The organism is Candidatus Chlorohelix sp. (genome assembly GCF_037138995.1).
Lineage (GTDB): Bacteria > Chloroflexota > Chloroflexia > Chloroheliales > Chloroheliaceae > Chlorohelix.
Map to the genome: position 1 here is coordinate 113,262 of NZ_JBAXHI010000006.1, position 20,688 is coordinate 133,949.

A 20,688-nucleotide genomic window follows, 5' to 3' on the forward strand; every position below is an offset into this window, starting at 1 on the left:
TTAGTTAGCGGGTGTTGGGTTTGATGTGAGTGTTATATCGGGGGTAGGTGTAACGGCTGGTGTGGGCAATGGCGCAACTGTATCGAGTTGTTGTGCCAAACTTACCAGCAAACCGTTTACCCGTTTTAGCTGTCGCGTACCTTCGTTCAGGTCTTCATCAGAGATATTGTCGGTACCGCTAACTGTATAATTTATGGCGGTTATAGAGACTAGCGAGATTTCTTGCAAGTTCTTGTACACTGTTAAAAGCTGTGGTGTAGTCGGTCCGGCAAGTTCATCAACTCGCTTTTTCTGCTCCTTTATTTCTCCTTGTAAATCGTGATAGCCCTTTTTAAGCTCTTCCCAACGCAATTTACCTGAGTCAAATTGGCGATAAAGTTCTTTTGACCTTTCGAGGAATGAATTATAGCGTTCCAATTGACCACGCAATCGCAAGGCATAGGTTTCTTCTGCGTTGGGAAGTGGCGTGGCGGTGGGTGCGAGAGTGGGAATTGGCGTAAGAGTAGGTATAGGTGCAAGAGTAGGAATGGGTTTAGGCTGCGCTTCAAAATTGGGACGCGCTACTAAAATCCACATGCTGAGTATTGAGAAAGCCATTAAACCTAGCAGCAATCCGATAGATAGTTTTAATCGGTAATGAAGTTGAGGCGTTTTTTTCTTGCGGGAACGTCTCCAACGTGGTTTAGTGACCCGTGCGCCTCCAACTGGGAGGTCATCTGCATGTAAATCTGGGTATTTTTCACGCCAGATTTCCAATGCCTCGCTCATCCCGATTTTGATGTTGGAAGGGTCGGGTTGTTCTACTAACAACGCCTGTTCTTCCTCAACCTTGACCAACGCCATTTCTTCGGGTACAGGTGTATATTCAGGTTGTTCTTGTAATTCTGGTTCAAGCTCAGGTTCGGGCGGGTACATAATCTCGCGAATGTATTCCAGCCCTTTCTCAGCGCGGATGTTATCCGGGTCAAGGGTGTAGGCGCGTTCCAGACAGTATAAAGCGCGTTCGGGGTTGCGGTCTATTAGCAACCCGCCAAACCATGTCCATGCCATCGAATGCTCAGGGTCAATGCGAACAGCATGGCTTAGGATTCTAAGCGCCTGTTCTTTCTGGCTATTATGTGCCAGTTCCCGCGCTTCCTCTACCATTGCATCCACTTGTGCATGGATGAGACGCGCCAATTCATTTCGGTCAGGTGTCAGAATTGGTTCAGGGGGTGGCGTATATTCAGGTTCCGGTTCTGGAGTCGGTAAAGGGTGAGTTCCGTAAACAGAGCGAATTGCTTCGCGGATTTTCGAGCGAGATTTACGCGCTTCTGGCGGTGGGTCTCCGCTATCGGCGGAACTGTCGTAGAAATACAAAAACTCCTCAGACTGTTCGGGCGAGGTTTTATCATTTTCTATGGTGTCTCTGCCGCTCAAATTGTCGGGCATTAGGCGGTCATAACTTTACAAAACTACAATCTGGTTGATTATAAGCATCCTATCGCATTTTAGCCCACTATACATAAGTTTGCAATAGGACACTTTTTAGCTTCGATTAGGGGTGATTTCAGGAAGGGGCTTAAGCCCCTTGTTCTAATCTAGGCTCATTTTAATGTTTCACCCGAAATCTTTGATTGAATTGCCTCGTCATGTTTTATTTTGAGCGAATCTGCTCAATGCTCTTTCTGGCGATACCAAGAGAGCGGTTTGATATTATAGTCTGCACCCTCGTTGTGTGCGGCAGCGACCGCAGCAACGGCAGCGCGGAAAGTATCCAGCGAGGTATAGCAGGGAATACCATTTTCAACTGCGGCTCGCCTAATTTCAAAGCCATCCAGCAATGGTCGTCTCCGCCCGCTAATAGTGTTGACCACCGCTTTTACTTGCCCGCCTTTGATAAGTTCAACCGTATCGGGATGCCCTGTGCCGAGTTTGCTGGCGATTACATCCACGGTTAAATCGGCATTTTCGAGCATTGCAGCGGTTCCGGCGGTAGCGTAGATGTGATAACCAATCTCGGCTAAATCGCGAATAAGTTCGATGGCTTCAGTTTTGTCGCGGTCTGCGATACTGAATAATATTGCTGCGCCCGGTTTGGGCAAACTCATGTTGGCGGCAATGAGAGCTTTGTGCATTGCTGCCGCATAGGTTAAATCCACGCCCATCACTTCTCCGGTGGATTTCATTTCGGGTCCAAGTGCGGTATCTACTCCTGAGAGTTTCGCCATACTAAAGACAGGGGCTTTTACTGCTACTAGGGGCTGTTTGGGCCACAAACCGGGGGCGTAGCCTTGCTCTTGCAGACTTTTCCCAAGCATTATGTTGGTGGCGATTTTAACCATTGGTACGCCCGTAACTTTGCTCAGGAACGGTACGGTGCGACTGGCGCGAGGGTTCACTTCAAGAATATAGACTTGTCCCTGCCAAATTACATACTGGATGTTAATCAGCCCTTTTGCTTGCAAGCCTACCGCAATACGGGTGGTGTAATCCACAATGGTATCAACCTCATGGCGATAAAGGTTTACGCCCGGATAAACTGCAAAGCTATCGCCACTGTGTACACCTGCTCGCTCGATGTGTTCCATTACGCCGGGAATAAGCACTTCCTGTCCATCGCAGATAGCGTCAACCTCGACTTCTTTGCCTTCAAGGTATTTATCAATCAGCACCGGGTGTTTCTCGCTGATATTAACCACTGTACTAGTATAGCGTTGGAGGTCTTCTATGTTATGGCAGATTTCCATAGCCCGTCCGCCTAGTACATAGCTAGGACGTACTAGCACCGGATAACCGACAGTTTCCGCCACCTTGAAGGCATCCATGTAATAATTTACGGTTGCGCCGGGGGGTTGGCTGATGCCTAGCCCTGCCACGAAATTTTCAAAACGCTTGCGGTCTTCCGCAATATCAATGCTGTCAAAACTGCTACCGAGAATCGGCGCACCCGCCAGCGATAACGGTTCAGCTAGGTTTATGGCAGTTTGTCCGCCGAATTGGAGAATCAAGGGAGGAATATTCATAGTGTTACCGGGCGCTTCGGATAAATCCTGCCCTTCGTTTTCGAGAATATCCATCACACTTTCCACATCCAGTGCTTCAAAATAAAGGCGGTTGCTGGTGTCGAAATCGGTTGAGACTGTTTCGGGATTGCTGTTAACCATGATGCTTTGGATACCCGCTTCCTGCAAAGCCCATGCGGCGTGTACGCTGCTATAATCAAACTCAATTCCTTGTCCGATGCGGATAGGTCCACTACCGATAACCACCGCTTTGGGTCCGGTGATAGCCGGGGCTTCGTTTTCTTCCTCATACGCGCTGTAGAAATAAGGCGTTACCGCTTCAAATTCGGCGGCGCAGGTATCTACCGTTTTATAGACAGGTACAATGCCTTGACGATGACGCATTTCACGCACTCTTTCCGGCAAGTCATCGGTAAGCGCGGCAATCTGGTCATCGCTGAAGCCCAAACGTTTCGCTTGGCGCAACAGGTTGGAGGTCATCGGTTCTTTGAGCATGCGCCGTTCCATCTCAACTAGCAACTGGAATTTGCGTAGGAACCAGTAGTCAATTTTACTGCGGGCATATAGCTCTTCGATGGTCTCATCGCGGCGCAAGGCGGCGAAAACTGCCCACATACGGCGGTCATTCGCTTTATCAATATATTTCCAGTAGGACGCTTCTTCGCCCTCAACTTTTTTGCTCCATTCGGCTTCTTCCCACATAAGGGATTTGCCGCCGAGTTCGAGGCTACGCACTGCTTTCTGGAAAGCGGCTTCAAAGCTACGGTCAATTGCCATTACCTCGCCGGTGGCTTTCATCTGTGTACCGATGCTGCGGTCTCCGGTGGGGAATTTGTCGAAGGGCCAGCGCGGGATTTTGACCACACAATAATCAAGAGCAGGCTCAAAGGCTGCTTGCGTTTTGCGGGTCACGGCGTTCTGGATTTCATCGAGACGTTTGCCAATGGCGATTTTAGCGGCTACCTGTGCAATCGGATAACCCGTAGCTTTGGAGGCAAGTGCGCTACTGCGGCTGACGCGCGGATTTACTTCGATTACGTAATACTGGAAGGAGATGGGGTCGAGTGCATACTGGACGTTACAACCGCCCTCTATCCCCAGTTTGCGAATGATTTTGATGCTGGCGGAACGGAGCATCTGATATTCTTTGTCGGAAAGAGTCTGGGAAGGGGCAACCACAATACTATCGCCGGTATGTACGCCTAGCGGGTCGATGTTTTCCATATTGCAGATGGTGATGCAGGTATCATTCGAGTCGCGCATCACCTCATATTCTATTTCTTTCCAGCCACCTAGATATTTTTCAACCAGAATTTGATGAATCGGGCTGGCGCTCAAGCCGCTTTTGATAAAGTGGTCTAATTCTTCCCATGTGCGGGCAATGCCTCCGCCTGTTCCGCCTAGCGTATAGGCGGGGCGAATGATGATGGGTAAGCCTATGCTCTTGCCGACTTCCATAGCGAAATCATAATCGCTGGCGATGTCGCTTTCGATTACGGGTTCGTTGATGTCCAGCAATACCTGTTTGAAAAGCTCGCGGTCTTCGGCTTTTTTGATTGTATCCACGCTGGTGCCGAGCAAGCGCACCTGATATTTGTCCAATACTCCCGCTTCATACAATGCCACGCCCATATTCAACCCGGTTTGCCCACCCAACGTAGGTAGTATTCCGTCAGGTCGTTCCTGCTCGATGATTCGGGTGAGGGATTCGACTGTCAACGGTTCGATATAAACTACATCTGCAATGCCCTCGTCGGTCATAATGGTAGCCGGATTGCTATTAACCAGCACCGTTTCAATGCCTTCTTCTCGCAGAGAGCGGCAGGCTTGGGTACCCGCGTAATCGAACTCAGCAGCTTGCCCGATTACGATGGGTCCACTGCCAATTACCAGCACTTTTTTAACGCTCATTTTCTCCCGTTCGCCTTAAGACCTAAAGTATTATATGCGGGGCGGCTCTGCCCTAAAATCAGCCTATTATAACAAGAATCGGCAATTTATTCACAAATTCCAGAACCTGATTAAAAATAAGATGTTCTGGTCGAAATACCTCATTTAAAGGGCTGTAGTGTGCTGAATCATATGAGAGTATTCCTGAATTGCTTATAATTAATGTGATAAACCTGAAAAACTTACTTTATATCAATATTATTCAGGAGGATATTCACATGAAATTATATCGCTATTATCTTTCCGTTGCTTGTGTACTTCTGGTATTGTTAAGTATTACTCTCTCCGCTTGCGGCGATACTGCCGCCCCAACTAGCGTTCCCGAAACTACTACACCCAAAAACAATGTTACGAAGGAAACTATCGTTTCGGTTAAAACTACCGCTGCCGAAACTGTTCCCGATGAAACAGTTACGCCTAACCCCCTTCCAAAAGTAACGGTGATTGGGTCGGGTGGTTTTGCAATCAATTCCAGCGCTATTGATGCTTCTAATTCGCTTATACCACAGCAATATCTTGACCGCGCTAGAAATCTGAAAATCCTGTTTAACCATCAGTCGGTGGGTTATAACGTGCTGGAGGGCTTGGACGCACTCGCGCAGAGTAATCCTGACCGTTACAGCCTTACCACTGCCGATGTGGAAGAACCGAACTGGTATCTTGAAAATAATGGGGTGGGTGGGTTTACCAGAGGCGAAAATGAAGACCCTGCCTCAAAAGTTGCAGGCTTCAAAGAGTTATTTGATAATGAAGGCTACGCTGACCGGGTACAGGTAGCCATGATGAAGTTTTGTTTCGTGGACAATACCGCTTCTGCCTCAAAAATATGGGAAACATACCGAAACGGCATGAACTACCTTGAAACGAAATATCCTAAAGTTAAATTCGTGTGGTGGACAATGCCGCTTATGACCGATGGCAATCAGATTCGAGACCAGTACAATAAATTGGTGAGGGATTACGTTAAAGCTAATAACAAAATCCTGTTTGATATTGCCGATATTGAGAGTCATGAACCGTCAGGCAAGGCTGTTAGCGATAATAATTATCTGGCATTGTTTAACGATTATTCTTCTGATGGTGGGCATCTGAACGAGCAAGGTTCACAGAGAGTAGCTCAGGCGTGGTGGTGGCTAACTGCACGACTAACCGGATGGAATGGAATTACAAAATGAGTTATTAATCCGGGCGCTGTCGCAAATAAAAAGGGGGCGCAATCTAAAGCGTCCCCTTACGAACTGTAATTGCTAATACTGTTCATTACCAAGTAATCGTTGCCGCACCAGTTTCTCCGTTTGTTTTGGACCTATTACCAGAACCTCATCGTGTCGGTTCAAAACCAAGTCACCGCGTGGCACAATAACTTTACCGTTTCGCACAATAATCAGGATAGAAGTTTCGGCAGGCATACTAAGCGTACTGATTGCTCGATTAATCGCTGGCGAGTCATCTTCTATAACCACATCCACCAGTTCCAAATTCGAGTCGTGCAGATTCATCATAGAGCAAATCGAATGGAGTGGAATTTGTCGTTCTATTAAATTCAGGATAGCATCGGTATGGCTGACCGTTGCATCAATACCCAACCTGTGGAAGATTTTTTCGTTCTTAGGATTGTTAACCCGCGCAATAGCACGTTTTACCCCGAACTTGCGTTTAGCCATTTGGCAAATGACCAGATTATCTTCATCATCCCCGGTAACGGCAATAATTACATCTGCTCTGGCAGAACCTGCATCCATCAACACCTGCGCTTCGCAAGCATCGCCCTGTACCACTACTCCACCAAGTTGTTCGGTGTACATATCAACTTTGGCTTTAATCTTTTCGATGAGTAGCACTTCGTATCCATCGTTAACCAGCGCTTCGGTCAGGTATCGCCCAACCTTACCGCCCCCGGCGATTATTATATACATTAGAGTTTCCTCACTTACTCTGACTCATCGGGTAAAACGTCTTTAATCATCTGCGCTGTTATAAGGGTGGTAGGGCAAATCGTCTCCAACCCAAGCATATGATAGGTTGTCTCACGCACCGGGTCATAGATGCGGGCAATGACCCTTGGCACATTGAAAATTTCTTTGGCGACTTGCGAAGCCATAATATTGGTATTGTCGCCATTGGTGACAGCAGCAAAAACATCGGCTTCTTCGATACCGGCGCGGCGCAGCACATCCTCGTCAATTCCAGTACCGACAACCTCTTTACCCTTGAAATCGGAAGGAAGACGTTTAAAAGAATCGGCGTTTTTATCAACTACTGCTACGTGATGTCCCATATTGTCCAGAGTTGCTGCCATTCGTGCGCCAACACGCCCGCAACCCAGTATTACGAAGTTCATATTTGGAATACTCCGTTATTGTTGAATTCTATTAAGTGAATCCCGATAGATCCAGACAGGGCATTGGGCATTTTTCAAAACATAAGGCACGGTTTTACCCATATTAAACTCACCCAGACGTGTCCGAAAATTAACCGCCATCATTATTAAGTCCGCTTGTCGGTCAGTAGCCTCTTCTACGATTGCGACTCCGGCAGAACGGGCTTGCAGCATACCAGTTTCGATCCGTACCCCGTGTTCATGAGCGATACGCTCGGCATCAGCTAGTACCTTTTCACCAAGTCTTACTTGTTCGGGCATTTCGGATTCGAGTGGAAGTTGTTGTTTCACAACAATAACGTGGACGACATAAAGCTTTGCTTTGTTGCGTTTTGCTGCTAACGCTGCTTGTCGCAATACTTCTGTTTCGGAAAATTTGCCACAAAGTGGCACTAATATTGTGCCATCAATTAGATTAGTTTCGACCATTTTCTTAGAATACCTTGATAGTGTCAGCGTAAAGATTTGATAGAATCAAAAACCCTATCCTATAACTAGTATAGCACTTTTGAGAAGGTGGAGTTAAAGGCCATAATCTAATCTCATAAGCAGGCGTTGAGGTAAACCTTGGTCTTGCATCAATTGTTGGGTTCGTTTGATGTCGTAAGCCACCCGTTTGAAAACTATAGTTTCTTCTACATCATCGTAGATGGCATAGGAAGCTCTAGAATCTCCATCACGGGGTTGTCCCACACTGCCGGGATTGAGAATTAACCGTCCGAAACCGATGATAATGGTTTGACCCGGGTCGGGTATATGCATTTCTACTTTGGGCAGATTAGTACCGGGTCGCTTACCATCGAGCATGCGAAACAGGCGCGGCAAATGAGTATGTCCTACGAAACAAAGCGGAGTATCAAATTCAGGAAAATTTCTTGAAGCAGCATGGGGCGTGGTGAGGTATTCCCACACAGGTTCAAGTGGGCTACCGTGCGCTAACGTAACGTTTTCGTCAAATTTCGCTTTGGTTTTTAGTGACTCTAACCACTCCCAATTTTCTTTGGTAAGTTTCTCACGGGTCCAGAGGTTTGCTTCAATCGCATCGTGATTAAATTCTTGCAATTCGAGCAATCCCAGCACTGCCATATCGTGGTTGCCGAGTATAGTAAATAACTCGTATTCGCGTATTCGCTCGATTACTTCGTTAGGTTGAGGTCCGTATCCGACAATATCGCCTACACAAAGCAAGCCATCTACCTTACCAAGGTCTTTTAATACAGCCTCAAGAGCAGCTAAATTGCTATGTATGTCCGAGATAAGCCCGAAGCGCATAATATCGCAAACTTCCTAGATAAACAGTTACAGTGGGACTGTTACTGATTTTGTGTTCGATGCAGATAACGCTATTACCAGAGCGCTGCTATCATTTGCAAATGAATATAACATACTTTTACACCATGCTCAATTACATGCAGATTAAAAATAGTATAGTTGTTACTAGGTCTGTTGCTGTCGATGCGGTTTGTGACATTTAATTACTGTTTCAAGCGAAAGCAAAAAAAGAAACCCCGCCCTGCACATCGGGGGCGAGGCTTCCGTGTAAGCGCTGGTGCTTGGATTATTGGGATGTCCAATCATCCGTAGCCATTGTTTTACCATCTTTGTTCTCTATTTCTATCTTCTGGAAAGTAAACGAGATTTCTTCCAATGCCAGTCCATTGCTTGGATCTCCGCTTTTAGCTAAGCTATCTTCAGCGTAATTGATATTAGATACAGTCGCATTGGTTAATTTAATCGTATAGTACACATATTCCTCGCCATTCGCGTTGGATTTAGTGAACTCAAACAGGACTGATTTCAACACTTCGTTTGTAGTGGCAGCTTGGAAAAATTGTGGGGTAGCAGCGCCCCATTCTTTGGTGAAAGTAACTGGCTTGTGTTGTCGCTTTCCTGAAGCCTGACCAGTTGCAATATCACGAGGAGAAGTGACTCCATAGCTAAAGCGAATCCCCTCTATTTTGTTGGCATTTTTACTTTGCAATGATTCGCCCTTGAACTTACCTTGCTTCGTGCCTTCCACTGTAACGTAGAAGCGAGCAATGCTGTTGGTTGCGAGCTTACTGACCAGTGGGTTGAGACTATCGCCGTTATCTTGGCTTGTGGTAGCGCTGGTAGTGGTTGTGGGGCTGCTAGTCGAGGAGTTGTCGCTGCATGCCGCCAGCAATAAGGAAAGAGTTAGAACCGTTGCGGGCAAAATGCCCCAAAATCTCAACTTGAATTTGTTGCCAGAAAAAATGAGTCCCATTTCTGTTACCTCCTTAGTGGTGTTGTCTCTTGTTTGAAATCAGCTATTCCCAACGGTTTTCAAACCAACGGAGCGCCGCGGGTTTCCGATTATTTCTTGAATAACAAAAACCTCTACAAGGTTCTTTTGGTTTCCATCAAGGTATTGTTTAAGTATAGGGTATGAAACCCAAATTTTCTATGGTCTAACTCACATCTTTAGCTCGCACAATTGGCGTTATTATGATTTCTCGTAGATAATATTGTTTAAAGGTTTTTTGCGCTGATATTGATAGAACGCGAGAGAGGGGAGCAGTTATGCCCGATTTTAAGATAGTATCCGATTTTAAGCCAACCGGAGATCAGCCGCAGGCAATTGAAAAGTTGGTGAATCACCTGAAAAAAGGGGTGAAAGCCCAAACCTTGCTTGGTGTTACAGGTAGCGGCAAAACTTTTACTATGGCAAATGTAATAGAGGCAGTACAACGTCCCGCTTTGATTTTGGCGCATAATAAAACGCTGGCTGCCCAGTTGTATCAGGAATTTAAAGAGTTCTTTCCTAATAACGCAGTCGAGTATTTTGTCAGCTATTACGATTACTACCAACCTGAAGCTTATATTCCCCGCAACGATACTTATATTGAAAAAAGCGCGGATATTAACGAAGAGATTGATAAATTACGCCATGCTGCTACCCGCGCTTTGATGGATCGGCGCGATGTGATTATTGTGGCATCCGTTTCATGTATTTACGGCTTGGGTTCGCCTGATGAGTATGGCAAAGTGGTGGTGCAATTACGTAAGGGCGAGACTATCCGACGAGACCGCGTTTTGCGCCACTTAGTGGATGTGCAGTACAACCGCAACGATATGTCCCTTACTCGCGGCGCTTTTCGAGTGCGGGGCGATACGCTAGAAATTTACCCTTCCTACGAAGAATTGGCTATCAGAGTCGAGCTTTTCGGGGATGAAGTAGAGCGAATCACGGAGGTGGACCCTCTTACAGGTGAAATCCTCCGTGAATTGGATTCGGTGGATATTTACCCTGCCAAACACTTTGTAACTTCTGCCGAGAAAGTAAAGCTGGCTCTTCAGGATATTCGGGATGAACTTGAAGCCCGTGTTAAAGAATTGGAAGAAGATGACAAGTTGCTGGAAGCAGCCCGTCTGAAGCAACGTACTCTTTATGATTTGGAAATGTTGGAAGAGGCGGGCTATTGCAGCGGGGTGGAAAATTACTCGCGCCATCTGGCACGCCGCGCTCCGGGAGACCAGCCTTGGACGTTGCTTGATTACTTCCCGGATGATTACCTTTTGTTTGTTGATGAGTCGCATATTTCGCTGCCACAGGTGCGGGGTATGTACGGAGGTGACCGCTCGCGCAAATTGACCTTGATTGATTACGGTTTTCGTTTGCCAAGCGCTGCCGATAATCGTCCGCTCACTTTCCAAGAGTTTGAAAAGCATACTAATCAGGTGATTTTCGTTTCCGCTACGCCCGGACCTTACGAAACGGAAAATACCGCCGAAGAAAATGTGGTGCAACAAATAATTCGCCCTACCGGGCTGCTCGACCCTGAAATTAGCGTGCGCCCCACTCGCAACCAAATTGATGATTTATTAGGCGAGATTCAGGCGCGGGTACGGAAACGCCAACGTGTGCTGGTAACAACTCTCACCAAACGTATGGCGGAAGAATTAGCGGATTACTTAATTGAAGCCGGAATCAAAACCCAATATCTGCACAGCGATATTGTAACGCTGGAGCGTGTAGAGATTCTACGGGATTTACGGCTTGGCATTTATGATGTTGTGGTGGGCATCAATCTATTACGCGAAGGTTTGGATTTACCCGAAGTATCGTTGGTAGCGATTCTGGATGCGGATAAAGAGGGTTTCCTACGTTCTGAAAGCTCTTTAATCCAGACTGTAGGACGCGCTGCTCGCCATAGTGAGGGTCTGGTGATAATGTACGGCGATACTGTTACCAATTCTATGAGACGCGCTATCAATGAGACTTATCGCCGCCGTGCGCTTCAGATGGAGTATAACGAAAAACACAACATCCAACCTGCTACTATTATTAAAGAGATTAAAGATATTACCGATCGGGTACGGGCGGTGGCTGAGAACCGCGCCGAATATGGGACTGGCACAGAAGCCGGAGATGCTTTGCCCGGTGCGCTACCAAAAGACGAAATTATGCGGCTGGTAAAAGACCTTGAAAGCCAGATGAGAACGGCTGCTAAGCAACTTGAATTTGAGAAAGCGGCGTTGCTTCGCGATCAGATTGTGGAATTGCGCCGCCTGATTATTGATGAGGACCCGGTTATCCAGCCCAGAAAGAACATATTGTAGGGTTTATTCTTCAAAAAGCTTTTTAACTTTGAGAGTAAAACCGGGTATGACCTCGTGACCTTCGAGCATGTCTTTTTCGGTGAGAGAAGCGATTGGTTCAAGGCTGTTTGGCTGAAAAACCTCGATTGCTTTGCTAACAGGGTCAACCAGCCATATCAGGCGTACCCCTGCCACCTGATAGCGTCTTATTCGGGCGCAAGCGACAATAGTGCCTTCTCTGGTAGAAGTTTCGACAGGCGCTAATATTTCAAGCACGAGATCAGGAATCACAGTCAACGCGCTTTTGCTCACCCCTTTAGGCAAGCGTTCGGTGGTAATATATGCCAATTCTGGCAATGCCACGTTGTATGCACTTAATTTGAAGGCAGAATCTACCCATGCACGTCCTAGGCGACGTTGCTGATCAAACGATGAGATGTAAAAAGAGAGGTTGCTAACAATCAGCAAATGCTTATCATCGGTCAGTTTTTCAACCAATTTCCCCTCGATTAGTTCGACAGGTTCATCAAATTCGGGTAATTGTTCAAATTCGGCGTAGGTATAAGTACGATTAAGTTCCTTAAATCTTGAAAGTAAAGCCATTAAAACTACTCCTGATTATTTATAGCAAGTGGCGTTTTTGCAATACGGCGATAACGCGCTCGTGTATTTGTTCAGGCGGATACATATTTCCATTGGCTTGGTCAATTACATGAAGGCGCACCCAATGCGGTTCACTCTCACATAATTGTAAGTACATTTGCGCTACTTCGGATAGATAACCGCTATTGCGCTCGTGAATATCGCGTTGGTGTGTGGTATAGCTACGCGCTTCCTTGCGGTCAACCATACTTTGCGCTACAGCCACGTCCGAGTTGAAAAAGATTACCAAATCCTCGCGAGGTATGGCGCTATGGGTTTCATATTCGAGTTGCTTGACCCATTCCACAAATTCTGCACGCTTATCTGGCGGTAATTTCACGCTGTGATAAGCCATGTTGGCGCTGGCGTAACGATTAACTAGTATTATATAGCCATTGTTTAGCCAATTCCATAGCTTTGTTGCCGAATCTTTGCGGTCTTCTGCATATAGTAACGAGGAGATATAGGGGCTTACTTCCATTACATCGCCAAATTCGCCATTGAGATAGCGTGCTACCAATTTACCGTAAAAGGAATCGTAATCGGGGAAATCCGCGCTGGCGACTTTTTTGCCAAGTAACGTTAATTTCTCCAGCAACAGCTTATGCTGCACCGATTTACCGCTACCGTCTAACCCTTCCAGAACGATAATTTTGCCTTTTGGCTCCATTGAGGAAAAAACTTTCTAGCCTATAAAAGCCAGCTATAAATATTTATTGGTAAACGCGGCAACCCGCTAGTGTCACCTTCGCTAGAGCGTTACACGGCGTGGGTTGGTTCTTAGCTTCTCGGCAGTGATAATCGCTATAATTTTATCAGCGGTTTCGGACAGGAGGCTTTCGTGATTTATCACTACGTAATCGAATGTTGGTATGGCTTTCATTTCGGTATGGTAAGTACTTAAGCGGCGGTTGAGGCTTTCGGGCGTTTCGGTATTACGGTTACCCAGACGATTTATCAAGGCTTCAAAATTGGGAGGCGCGATGAAAATAAAAAGGGCATTTGGTACTACCCGCTTGATGTGCGCTGCCCCTTGTACATCAATACGTAGAATAGTATCCTCCCCACGGTTTAGCGAATCGCGCACATCGTGTTTAGGTACACCGTAGCTATTGTTATAGACTACTGCATTTTCAAGCAGTTCTCCCGATTTTAGCAATTGATAAAATTCTTCAGGGGTATAAAACCAGTAATCCTTGCTATGAACTTCTTCCGGTCGCTTAGGGCGAGTGGTAGCAGTAACCACGAAATGGAAGGGAATTTTCCGTTGCTTTAATTCATCAATTACTGCATCTTTGCCTACTCCGCTGGGTCCACTGATAATTATGAGAAGCGGGTTTTCCTGCCCTATGTAATCAGACAATTTCACCTCCCCTGACTGCCTTGCAAATATGGCTCTGTGCATTTAAACCTGTGCGTTGTCGGTATTCCTGTACTACCTTTTCCTCGAAATCTGGCAAGCTATTAGCTGCTACGATATTAACGGTGCAACCGCCAAAGCCGGCTCCAGTCATACGTGCGCCGATTACGCCTGGTACAGCATGCGCTAAATCAACTAACAAATCAAGCTCCGCACAACTAACCTCGTAATCATCGCTCAGGCTGGTGTGGGAGGCGTTTAACAACTCGCCAAAACGCCGGAGGTTGGCAGGATTTGTGAAACCGGCTTGCATGCGTTCAATTGCTTCAAGCGTTCGTGCGTCTTCGGTGATTACATGGCGGACGCGCATTCTCAAAGTTTCCGGTAATGTTTCGGCTTGTTCGTTGAAGTCGGAAAGACTGATGTCACGCAATTGAGAACGGTTAGGCAAGCCTAGTTGCTTTGAAAGGATTTTGGCAGCTTCTTCGCATTCTTCGCGCCGTTTGTTGTACGCGCTTCCGGCGAGGGTGCGAGGTACTGCGCTATCTACCGCCACGATTTTGTAACCGAGTTCTTCCAGTCCTAGCGGGATAGTGCGGTAGTCGAGCGAACGAGTATCTATTAGCAAAGCCGAGTCAGGTTCGCCCATTGCAGAAATGAACTGATCCATTATGCCGCTTTTAACTCCGATGTATTCGTTTTCGGCTTTTTGGCAAGCCCTCGCCATTTGCACCTGCTCGAAACTGCTGCCAGCCAAATGTAAGAAAGCTAATGCGGAGGCAACTTCAAGAGCCGCCGAACTGCTCAAACCGGCTCCACGTGGCACATCGCCCTGAATCAACAATCGCGCTCCCGGTGGCTCGTTTAAATCCAGTAACCCTTTTTGCGCCAACGCCCACATCACTCCTTGCACATAGTTAGCCCATAGCGGCACTTTACCGACAACGGGTTCCAGATTTGCAGGCTCAAATGTTACGCTATCATTGTATTCGAGCGATACCAATTCAAAGCGACGGACACCTATAACGGGCGCAACTGCTATCAAAATACTGCGGTCAATTGCTACGGGTAGGACAAACCCGCCGTTATAGTCGGTGTGTTCACCTATCAAATTGACGCGACCCGGTGCGCGTGCTATAAAGGATGGGGCTATCCCAAACGCTTTCTTGAATTCAATTCTTATTTGTTCTATTCTAATTGATTCTTGCATAGCCTTTATTATAGCGAGTTTGAATACACTCTGCATTTATACCTATTATTTGACTTTCACTACGGTCTGAACCGAAAAATTATTATTGGCGCAAGCTCATTATGTTTGCAATTTAGGAGTCTATAGGGTAAACTTATTATGTATAAGGTTAAGAGTTGGATTTGCTGTTGACCTTGAAACTATATGATGGTAACGCCGGGAAGCTATAAATACTTGGCTGTGCGGTTTTATGTGGCATACAGTCGAAGGGAGAAATAGAAAAATGGCTAACGGAAATCTTAAGAAAACCTTGCGTAAAGTGGTAGAGGGCGAGCATTTAGCAGCTAACGCTCTGGCAGTAGCTGCCAGCAAAGCAAAAGAACTGGATTTACAGCAACTCTTTACCGAACTCAGTTCTAAACATGAAACGAATGCAGTCAGCGCCGGAACAAAGTTAAAAGAGTTGGGCGGAAAATATCCCACTCCCGGTTTGCGTGATACTCTTAAAAAAGGATGGGAATCTGTAGCTACATCTCGGACAGCCCTAGATGCAATTAAATTGCTCCAGAAAAAAGAGCGCGAAGCCCTTGGTGATTATAAGGGAATCCTTAAAAATACTAAAGATGAGGGATTGGTGAACATGCTGGCTCGCCATCTCGCCGATACCGTGGATAATGTGACCAAATTGGATCAAAAAGTTACCGAATTACAGAAGAAGAAAAAAGGCGGTAAGTTTTTAGGTTTGCCGCGTTTGGTGTGGCTGGCAGCCCTTGGGGCAGGTGCAGCAGTTTTCGTAATTCGGCGTCGCTCCGCTGACCCTGAAAATTCCAGTGCTTCCACTAATTCGTCCGGTACGCCCGCCGGCGATAGCAATAAATCATAAGTGGAGTTTAAAGGCATGCTGCTTTACACCTGTTTTGGCGTAAATGAGGTGCCGGAATAGTTTTATATAGGGCGAGCGACTCATTGTGCGTTCGTCCTTTTCGTTACCAAGGAGTAGATACTATCGAATCGAATGAATTGGCTCGGTTAATTGTTGAATTAGCTGAGGACAAAAAAGCCAGCAATATCATTTTGCTGGACATACGGGATGTTTCAATACTTGCTGATTACTTTGTAATTTGCAGCGGTAATAGCGAAAGACAAGTTAAGGCAATCGCACGTGATATTGAAGAACGTTTGAAAGAACAAGAAGTTATGGTGTCACACCGGGAAGGCATGGATCAAGGTCGGTGGGTTTTGCTGGATTATAGCGATGTAATAGTTCACGTATTCACTCCAACCGAGCGAGATTACTACCGATTGGATAAACTCTGGTCGGGTGCGCAAACTGTGCTTGTGGTACAATAAGCGGGGAATGGGGAATAACGATTTAGGGAGCAATATGAGTAAAGAAACTAATACCACAAAAATAAGCAGTCATCCCGAAAACGGTAAGGAACTTCTCACGGGGGTTTTAATAGGTGGCGCATTAGGGGTAGCAGTTGGTGCGCTTGCTGCTGTGTTGGCGCGTTTGTTTATTAGTCTAATCCGTAAAGTTTTGCACCGTAATGATCAGAAGTTTGACCCTCGCTGGTTATTGCAATAACTCAGAAGGTTTAACTTGCTGTATATGCGCTTGCAAAGCCGTTTGGGGTGAGTTGTAACTTGTTCGTTGTTCCCTTCCGTAAGAATTGTTACAAACATGCTTAGCTTTTCCTGTATCTTTGTAGCAATAATCTCGGTTTTGTGAGCTAGTCTTTGGAAACGGATGCGCTCTTTTTCTAGCTAGATGAGGTACTCTGCGTTTAGTTGCTGGCTATGTGCTGGCTCAGCGTAGAGTTTTTTTTATCCTTATTTAGAACCGATTACATGATGATTATACAGACTTTGATAAGTATAAAGCTATACTACTGCAAGAGTATCAGGTAAAAGGCGGGCGGTAATTCGATAAATGAAACGCAAGTTAACTGTAAAAGGCAAGACTTTTGTCTGGGGCGAACGCGCCTATGTTATGGGTATTCTCAATCTCACTTCCGATTCTTTTTCCGGCGATGGGTTGGGAGTTGACCTTGAAAAAATTATCAAGCAGGCAAGAACTTTTGCGGAACATGGCGCGGATATACTCGATATTGGGGGTGAAAGCACCAATCCATACCATTCTAACCCGGTTACGGCAGAAGAAGAATTGAGAAGAGTTATCCCGGCTATTCGCGCTATTGTGGCTGTAACCGATTTGCCTATTTCAATTGATACTTATAAACCAGAAGTCGCTCGCGCTGCGTTTGAAGCCGGCGCAAATATAATTAATGATATACATGGCTTGGAAGACCCGCAAATGCAAGAATTAGCAGCTATAACAGGTGCTCCAGTGATTGCAATGCATATGCGCGGTACGCCTACTACAATGCAGCAAATGACTGATTACAACGGTGATGTTGTGGGCGCATTGCTTGAATATTTTAAACTAAGGGTTACAGAACTTGAAGTTGCTGGCATAGCTCGCGATAAATTAATAATTGATCCCGGTTTCGGTTTTGCCAAAACCATAGAGCAAAATTATGAACTGCTGAATAACTTGCGTACTTTCAAGACTCTGGATTTGCCGTTGCTGGTAGGGATTTCGCGTAAAGGATTTATAGGACGTGGCATGGTAGAGACGGGACAGGAACCGCCGCCGCCCCACGAGCGGGTTTTAGGAACGGCAGCAGCGGTGGCAATTGCGATTGCAAAAGGCGCGGATATTGTCAGGGTTCACGATATACCGGAAATAATGGGTGTGGTTCGTCTCGCAAATACTATAACTCGCAGTTACATGCAGTGAAACAAAACCCCAAAAGCTTGTGTCTCAATTTTTAGTGATATAAATTTAGATATATTGAGGGGGAAAATCATGAGCGAAGATACTAAAACTGAGGCTTCCGAAGGAAATCAAACTTGGCCCGAACCGCAACCTAACCCACGTTATACACCACCCGGCGGTTATGTTTCGGCTAACCCCGCCCCTGAATGGAAAAACCCTTCTTTTTATCAGGCTGATGGCTATAATTATAATTCCAATCCACTACCAGTTTACCAGAAAGCTCCAGATGACCTATACCAACTTGCTGAGAGAAGAGTCAAGGATAAGCTGCGGTTTTACAAACATTTGACTAGTTACTTGTCGGTAAACGCTTTATTGTGGGCGATTGCATTTATTGGTTGGATAAGCGGTGGTTCGCACAACCTCTGGACTCTGATTTGGCCCATTTGGGTCACTGTTTTTTGGGGAATCGGATTGGTCTCAGACTACATAAAAATATTCGGTTTGGGCGAATCTACCCGACAGCGTATGATTGATGAGGAGATACGCCGTTTGAGGCGTTAATGCTAGTAAAAAGCTAAATGACAAATCTTTGCCAACCTTGAAAAATTATGCTATGCTTTTATTTATAAAATGAGTAGTATAACTTCAAGACTATCAAACTGCTCAATAATTCTAGTCTAAGGGTTTGTCATAATTGGATGGCTGCAAAATATGAATATGGGGTATTAAATTATTACCCTACCCCACAAGCTTGGATAATCAATTTCACTGCTACCGACCCGGCGCAAAATATCGAACGAAAAGCTACTTCTAGTGCCGAAGGTATTCGAGTCGCTGTTTTACAGGTAATAAAAGCGCTTGGCGATGACGGTTGGATTGTGTTCCAAGTGGATGGTTACATAGAGCGTGAGTATCCGGTTTATCATTTGAGGAGAGTAAGCAATTGAAGTTCACTTTGAACCTTAAGAAGTTAGGAGTTGGGTTCAAGTTTGGCAAACAAAAAAACGCCCTTAATTATCTCTATACTCATAATTTTCAGGTACAAGACACTCTCCTAGAGAACCCACTATTGCCTACTTCAAACCCGCTCGTTAAGGGTTTAAACGAGAATAAAGCTCCTCAATCTTGGTTGGAAGAGAAACAATCTAAAGATGTCAAAGCGTTAGTTGCTCCCTTAGAGCAAGCACTTAGTCACTACGATATTATTCTCCAGCGTTATGATTCGCTGGTTGGAAAGCTTTTGCTGGATATGACCGCGGCGGCGCGGTGGAATCGGCTTATTTCCAAGCCTCGCCTTATTCAGAAGAAAGGCGAGTCTATAAACGGTTGGGGTTGGGTTATTTATCGGGTACACTCTTCTGGAGAGGCAATTTTGCCTGAGAACCCTGTTCCCCATAACTACACCCTTTTTAACTTCTGGCAGATTACTTTTGATTGCGCCTTGAAACCAGATTTCTCTAACGATTACAATCTTTGGAACCTGCATGCCCTAGATAGCCTGCCAGATTTTGAACGGCTGATACCAAGTGATATAGAAAACTGGCTTAAAGAACAACTTTATCGGATGTATAAAACAGGGTGTTTGTGGGTTGCGCTGCCTGACTTGCTTGACAGCAAAGGACGTAACCGAAAACCCAATATTAATGATGCCCTGTACACATATAATATGCTTAGCTTCGGGCGTAACTATGACCCATATCAAACTGAACAACACTTCTACGATCGCCCATCTTACTCTAATCAATTTATTCCGGGCTACTTTAAACGCTAATTATAATTCTTGATTACTACTTGTTAAGAAGAATTATTGCGGTTTAAGTCTTGCAAAAGCAAATATATATATACTATAATGTGAATTAACCAGCATGCCTCACTTCCTACGATACTCCCCTACGAGGCGATTCTGGCATACCACCCACACATGTTCGGATGTAGTAAATGGAGGAAACACATGGCAAAAATGCGGATTCTTTCGCACCTCGGCGATACCGTCGTTGTTTATGATGTCGAGAAAGCCACTGAGGGGGATCCTGATTCGATAAAGGCTGTTAAAGAAGCTGAAAGAATTTTTAAGGAAGCCCGCGCTCGTGGCGCGACTGCCTTCCGAGTTGATGCTCCTGATAAGGCTGCCGAAAGAATTGATAAATTCGATAAGACTGCCGAGCAAATTATCGTAGTACCGCGAGTCGCCGGGGGCTAATAATGGATTTATTGAGTAGCTTTATTGCGTTTGGAGTATTTGCGCTACTCGCTATCTCAATATATATGGTCTTTTATGGGCGGCTTGGTCTTCGATACCCGCTTGGAAATCGCCATTCGGCTTTTGCTCGCTATTACGTCAACAAACAGGAAGCGGAACAACGCGCAGAGCAACTCTTGAAGACCTTACTCCCTTCCGAGCAATATAATCACCTTGTTCGCAAAGGTTATCTGGAAGTTCAGAGCGGGATGTATCCCTATCGTACTTATCGTATTCCTCGTCATCGCGGGAGTGTGGAAGTATATGAAATGGGTCGCTTGGTAATGAGCCTTTGCGTGCAACCCACTGAAGTGATACCCGATGCTGATGTGGTGGTGATGCACAAGCTAATGATTGAAGGGAACGAGCGCGAATATCTACGCCGCGCTAATTATTTTGACCGCCAGACTGACCCATTCTGGTAAAAGAAATTTTGCTTGTTAGCTCTCGGAATATTTTCCGGGGGCTTTTTTTTTTACAAAATATTAATTTCAGAAACTACTATTTAATAGAGTATTTGAGATATTAATTATAGAACTTGATTAGTATAAATGTTCACAAATACATGACCTCGAATT

General features: G+C 45.7%; 22 protein-coding genes. 11 read left to right on the forward strand and 11 right to left on the reverse strand.

Annotation, left to right across the window (positions count from 1 at the left end):
* Both WCK19_RS04740 and carB read right to left on the reverse strand, forming a co-directional pair.
* On the reverse strand, positions 1-1,431 hold the full coding sequence (locus WCK19_RS04740; protein ID WP_342396215.1) for a hypothetical protein: 1,431 nt from the start codon (positions 1,429-1,431) through the stop codon (positions 1-3).
* Between the two features lie 224 nt (positions 1,432-1,655).
* A complete protein-coding gene (gene carB / locus WCK19_RS04745) occupies positions 1,656-4,916 on the reverse strand; it encodes a carbamoyl-phosphate synthase large subunit (protein WP_342396216.1) in 3,261 nt (1,086 codons plus the stop codon).
* Positions 4,917-5,173: 257 nt separating this feature from the next.
* Here carB and WCK19_RS04750 point away from each other — a divergent pair, with 257 nt between their 5' ends.
* Positions 5,174-6,130: a hypothetical protein gene (locus tag WCK19_RS04750; RefSeq protein WP_342396217.1), complete on the forward strand. Its 957-nt coding sequence runs from the start codon at positions 5,174-5,176 to the stop codon at positions 6,128-6,130.
* Positions 6,131-6,202: 72 nt separating this feature from the next.
* Here the strand turns inward: WCK19_RS04750 and WCK19_RS04755 are convergent, their stop codons facing one another.
* The 5 genes from WCK19_RS04755 to tssD all read right to left on the reverse strand — a co-directional run bounded on the left by WCK19_RS04755 (position 6,203) and on the right by tssD (position 9,580).
* Entirely contained in the window at positions 6,203-6,871 is a 669-nt protein-coding gene (locus WCK19_RS04755; RefSeq protein ID WP_342396218.1) for a TrkA family potassium uptake protein, read from the reverse strand.
* Between the two features lie 14 nt (positions 6,872-6,885).
* Complete coding sequence (locus WCK19_RS04760; protein WP_342396219.1) at positions 6,886-7,296, reverse strand: TrkA family potassium uptake protein; 411 nt, start codon at positions 7,294-7,296, stop codon at positions 6,886-6,888.
* Between the two features lie 15 nt (positions 7,297-7,311).
* Complete coding sequence (locus tag WCK19_RS04765) at positions 7,312-7,764, reverse strand: universal stress protein (RefSeq protein WP_342396220.1); 453 nt, start codon at positions 7,762-7,764, stop codon at positions 7,312-7,314.
* 93 nt (positions 7,765-7,857) lie between these two features.
* On the reverse strand, positions 7,858-8,607 hold the full coding sequence (locus tag WCK19_RS04770; RefSeq protein WP_342396221.1) for a metallophosphoesterase family protein: 750 nt from the start codon (positions 8,605-8,607) through the stop codon (positions 7,858-7,860).
* 286 nt (positions 8,608-8,893) lie between these two features.
* Positions 8,894-9,580, reverse strand: a complete 687-nt coding sequence (gene tssD, locus WCK19_RS04775) for a type VI secretion system tube protein TssD (RefSeq protein WP_342396222.1) — start codon at positions 9,578-9,580, stop codon at positions 8,894-8,896.
* Between the two features lie 296 nt (positions 9,581-9,876).
* Between tssD and uvrB the strand changes: the two genes are divergently transcribed.
* Complete coding sequence (gene uvrB, locus WCK19_RS04780) at positions 9,877-11,916, forward strand: excinuclease ABC subunit UvrB (RefSeq protein ID WP_342396223.1); 2,040 nt, start codon at positions 9,877-9,879, stop codon at positions 11,914-11,916.
* A gap of 3 nt (positions 11,917-11,919) precedes the next feature.
* On the opposite strand, the gene WCK19_RS04785 is transcribed toward uvrB, so the two are convergent.
* The 4 genes from WCK19_RS04785 to galK form a co-directional block, all read right to left on the reverse strand.
* On the reverse strand, positions 11,920-12,498 hold the full coding sequence (locus tag WCK19_RS04785) for a Uma2 family endonuclease (RefSeq protein WP_342396224.1): 579 nt from the start codon (positions 12,496-12,498) through the stop codon (positions 11,920-11,922).
* A 19-nt stretch (positions 12,499-12,517) separates the two neighbouring features.
* Positions 12,518-13,207, reverse strand: a complete 690-nt coding sequence (locus WCK19_RS04790; RefSeq protein ID WP_342396225.1) for a hypothetical protein — start codon at positions 13,205-13,207, stop codon at positions 12,518-12,520.
* 81 nt (positions 13,208-13,288) lie between these two features.
* A complete protein-coding gene (locus WCK19_RS04795) occupies positions 13,289-13,900 on the reverse strand; it encodes a guanylate kinase (RefSeq protein ID WP_342396226.1) in 612 nt (203 codons plus the stop codon).
* Positions 13,893-15,107 (reverse strand): galactokinase, encoded by a 1,215-nt coding sequence (gene galK, locus WCK19_RS04800; RefSeq protein ID WP_342396227.1) that lies wholly within the window; start codon positions 15,105-15,107, stop codon positions 13,893-13,895. Before galK ends, WCK19_RS04795 begins: the two co-directional genes overlap by 8 nt.
* A 262-nt stretch (positions 15,108-15,369) precedes the next feature.
* On the opposite strand from galK, the gene WCK19_RS04805 reads away from it, so the two are divergent.
* From WCK19_RS04805 to WCK19_RS04845, 9 genes are all read left to right on the forward strand, one after another.
* Entirely contained in the window at positions 15,370-15,969 is a 600-nt protein-coding gene (locus tag WCK19_RS04805) for a ferritin-like domain-containing protein (protein WP_342396228.1), read from the forward strand.
* 83 nt (positions 15,970-16,052) lie between these two features.
* Positions 16,053-16,436, forward strand: coding sequence for a ribosome silencing factor (rsfS, locus tag WCK19_RS04810; RefSeq protein WP_342396229.1), 384 nt, complete (start codon positions 16,053-16,055; stop codon positions 16,434-16,436).
* A gap of 34 nt (positions 16,437-16,470) precedes the next feature.
* Complete coding sequence (locus WCK19_RS04815) at positions 16,471-16,674, forward strand: hypothetical protein (protein ID WP_342396230.1); 204 nt, start codon at positions 16,471-16,473, stop codon at positions 16,672-16,674.
* 345 nt (positions 16,675-17,019) lie between these two features.
* Positions 17,020-17,889, forward strand: a complete 870-nt coding sequence (gene folP / locus WCK19_RS04820; protein WP_342396231.1) for a dihydropteroate synthase — start codon at positions 17,020-17,022, stop codon at positions 17,887-17,889.
* A gap of 69 nt (positions 17,890-17,958) precedes the next feature.
* Positions 17,959-18,432 (forward strand): 2TM domain-containing protein, encoded by a 474-nt coding sequence (locus tag WCK19_RS04825; protein ID WP_342396232.1) that lies wholly within the window; start codon positions 17,959-17,961, stop codon positions 18,430-18,432.
* Between the two features lie 137 nt (positions 18,433-18,569).
* Complete coding sequence (locus tag WCK19_RS04830; RefSeq protein ID WP_342396233.1) at positions 18,570-18,818, forward strand: hypothetical protein; 249 nt, start codon at positions 18,570-18,572, stop codon at positions 18,816-18,818.
* Positions 18,815-19,642 (forward strand): hypothetical protein, encoded by an 828-nt coding sequence (locus WCK19_RS04835; protein WP_342396234.1) that lies wholly within the window; start codon positions 18,815-18,817, stop codon positions 19,640-19,642. Before WCK19_RS04830 ends, WCK19_RS04835 begins: the two co-directional genes overlap by 4 nt.
* Positions 19,643-19,822: 180 nt before the next feature.
* Entirely contained in the window at positions 19,823-20,071 is a 249-nt protein-coding gene (locus tag WCK19_RS04840) for a hypothetical protein (RefSeq protein WP_341471261.1), read from the forward strand.
* Positions 20,072-20,073: 2 nt separating this feature from the next.
* Positions 20,074-20,535: a hypothetical protein gene (locus tag WCK19_RS04845; protein ID WP_342396235.1), complete on the forward strand. Its 462-nt coding sequence runs from the start codon at positions 20,074-20,076 to the stop codon at positions 20,533-20,535.
* Positions 20,536-20,688 lie beyond the last annotated feature (153 nt).

Bases quoted from the DNA above. Each gene is read 5' to 3' on its own strand.
- WCK19_RS04740 (WP_342396215.1), bottom strand. From the start codon at position 1,431: ATGCCCGACAATTTGAGCGGCAGAGACACCATAGAAAATGATAAAACC.
- carB (WP_342396216.1), bottom strand. From the start codon at position 4,916: ATGAGCGTTAAAAAAGTGCTGGTAATTGGCAGTGGACCCATCGTAATC.
- WCK19_RS04750 (WP_342396217.1), top strand. From the start codon at position 5,174: ATGAAATTATATCGCTATTATCTTTCCGTTGCTTGTGTACTTCTGGTA.
- WCK19_RS04755 (WP_342396218.1), bottom strand. From the start codon at position 6,871: ATGTATATAATAATCGCCGGGGGCGGTAAGGTTGGGCGATACCTGACC.
- WCK19_RS04760 (WP_342396219.1), bottom strand. From the start codon at position 7,296: ATGAACTTCGTAATACTGGGTTGCGGGCGTGTTGGCGCACGAATGGCA.
- WCK19_RS04765 (WP_342396220.1), bottom strand. From the start codon at position 7,764: ATGGTCGAAACTAATCTAATTGATGGCACAATATTAGTGCCACTTTGT.
- WCK19_RS04770 (WP_342396221.1), bottom strand. From the start codon at position 8,607: ATGCGCTTCGGGCTTATCTCGGACATACATAGCAATTTAGCTGCTCTT.
- tssD (WP_342396222.1), bottom strand. From the start codon at position 9,580: ATGGGACTCATTTTTTCTGGCAACAAATTCAAGTTGAGATTTTGGGGC.
- uvrB (WP_342396223.1), top strand. From the start codon at position 9,877: ATGCCCGATTTTAAGATAGTATCCGATTTTAAGCCAACCGGAGATCAG.
- WCK19_RS04785 (WP_342396224.1), bottom strand. From the start codon at position 12,498: ATGGCTTTACTTTCAAGATTTAAGGAACTTAATCGTACTTATACCTAC.
- WCK19_RS04790 (WP_342396225.1), bottom strand. From the start codon at position 13,207: ATGGAGCCAAAAGGCAAAATTATCGTTCTGGAAGGGTTAGACGGTAGC.
- galK (WP_342396227.1), bottom strand. From the start codon at position 15,107: ATGCAAGAATCAATTAGAATAGAACAAATAAGAATTGAATTCAAGAAA.
- WCK19_RS04805 (WP_342396228.1), top strand. From the start codon at position 15,370: ATGGCTAACGGAAATCTTAAGAAAACCTTGCGTAAAGTGGTAGAGGGC.
- WCK19_RS04815 (WP_342396230.1), top strand. From the start codon at position 16,471: ATGAGTAAAGAAACTAATACCACAAAAATAAGCAGTCATCCCGAAAAC.
- folP (WP_342396231.1), top strand. From the start codon at position 17,020: ATGAAACGCAAGTTAACTGTAAAAGGCAAGACTTTTGTCTGGGGCGAA.
- WCK19_RS04825 (WP_342396232.1), top strand. From the start codon at position 17,959: ATGAGCGAAGATACTAAAACTGAGGCTTCCGAAGGAAATCAAACTTGG.
- WCK19_RS04830 (WP_342396233.1), top strand. From the start codon at position 18,570: ATGGCTGCAAAATATGAATATGGGGTATTAAATTATTACCCTACCCCA.
- WCK19_RS04840 (WP_341471261.1), top strand. From the start codon at position 19,823: ATGGCAAAAATGCGGATTCTTTCGCACCTCGGCGATACCGTCGTTGTT.
- WCK19_RS04845 (WP_342396235.1), top strand. From the start codon at position 20,074: ATGGATTTATTGAGTAGCTTTATTGCGTTTGGAGTATTTGCGCTACTC.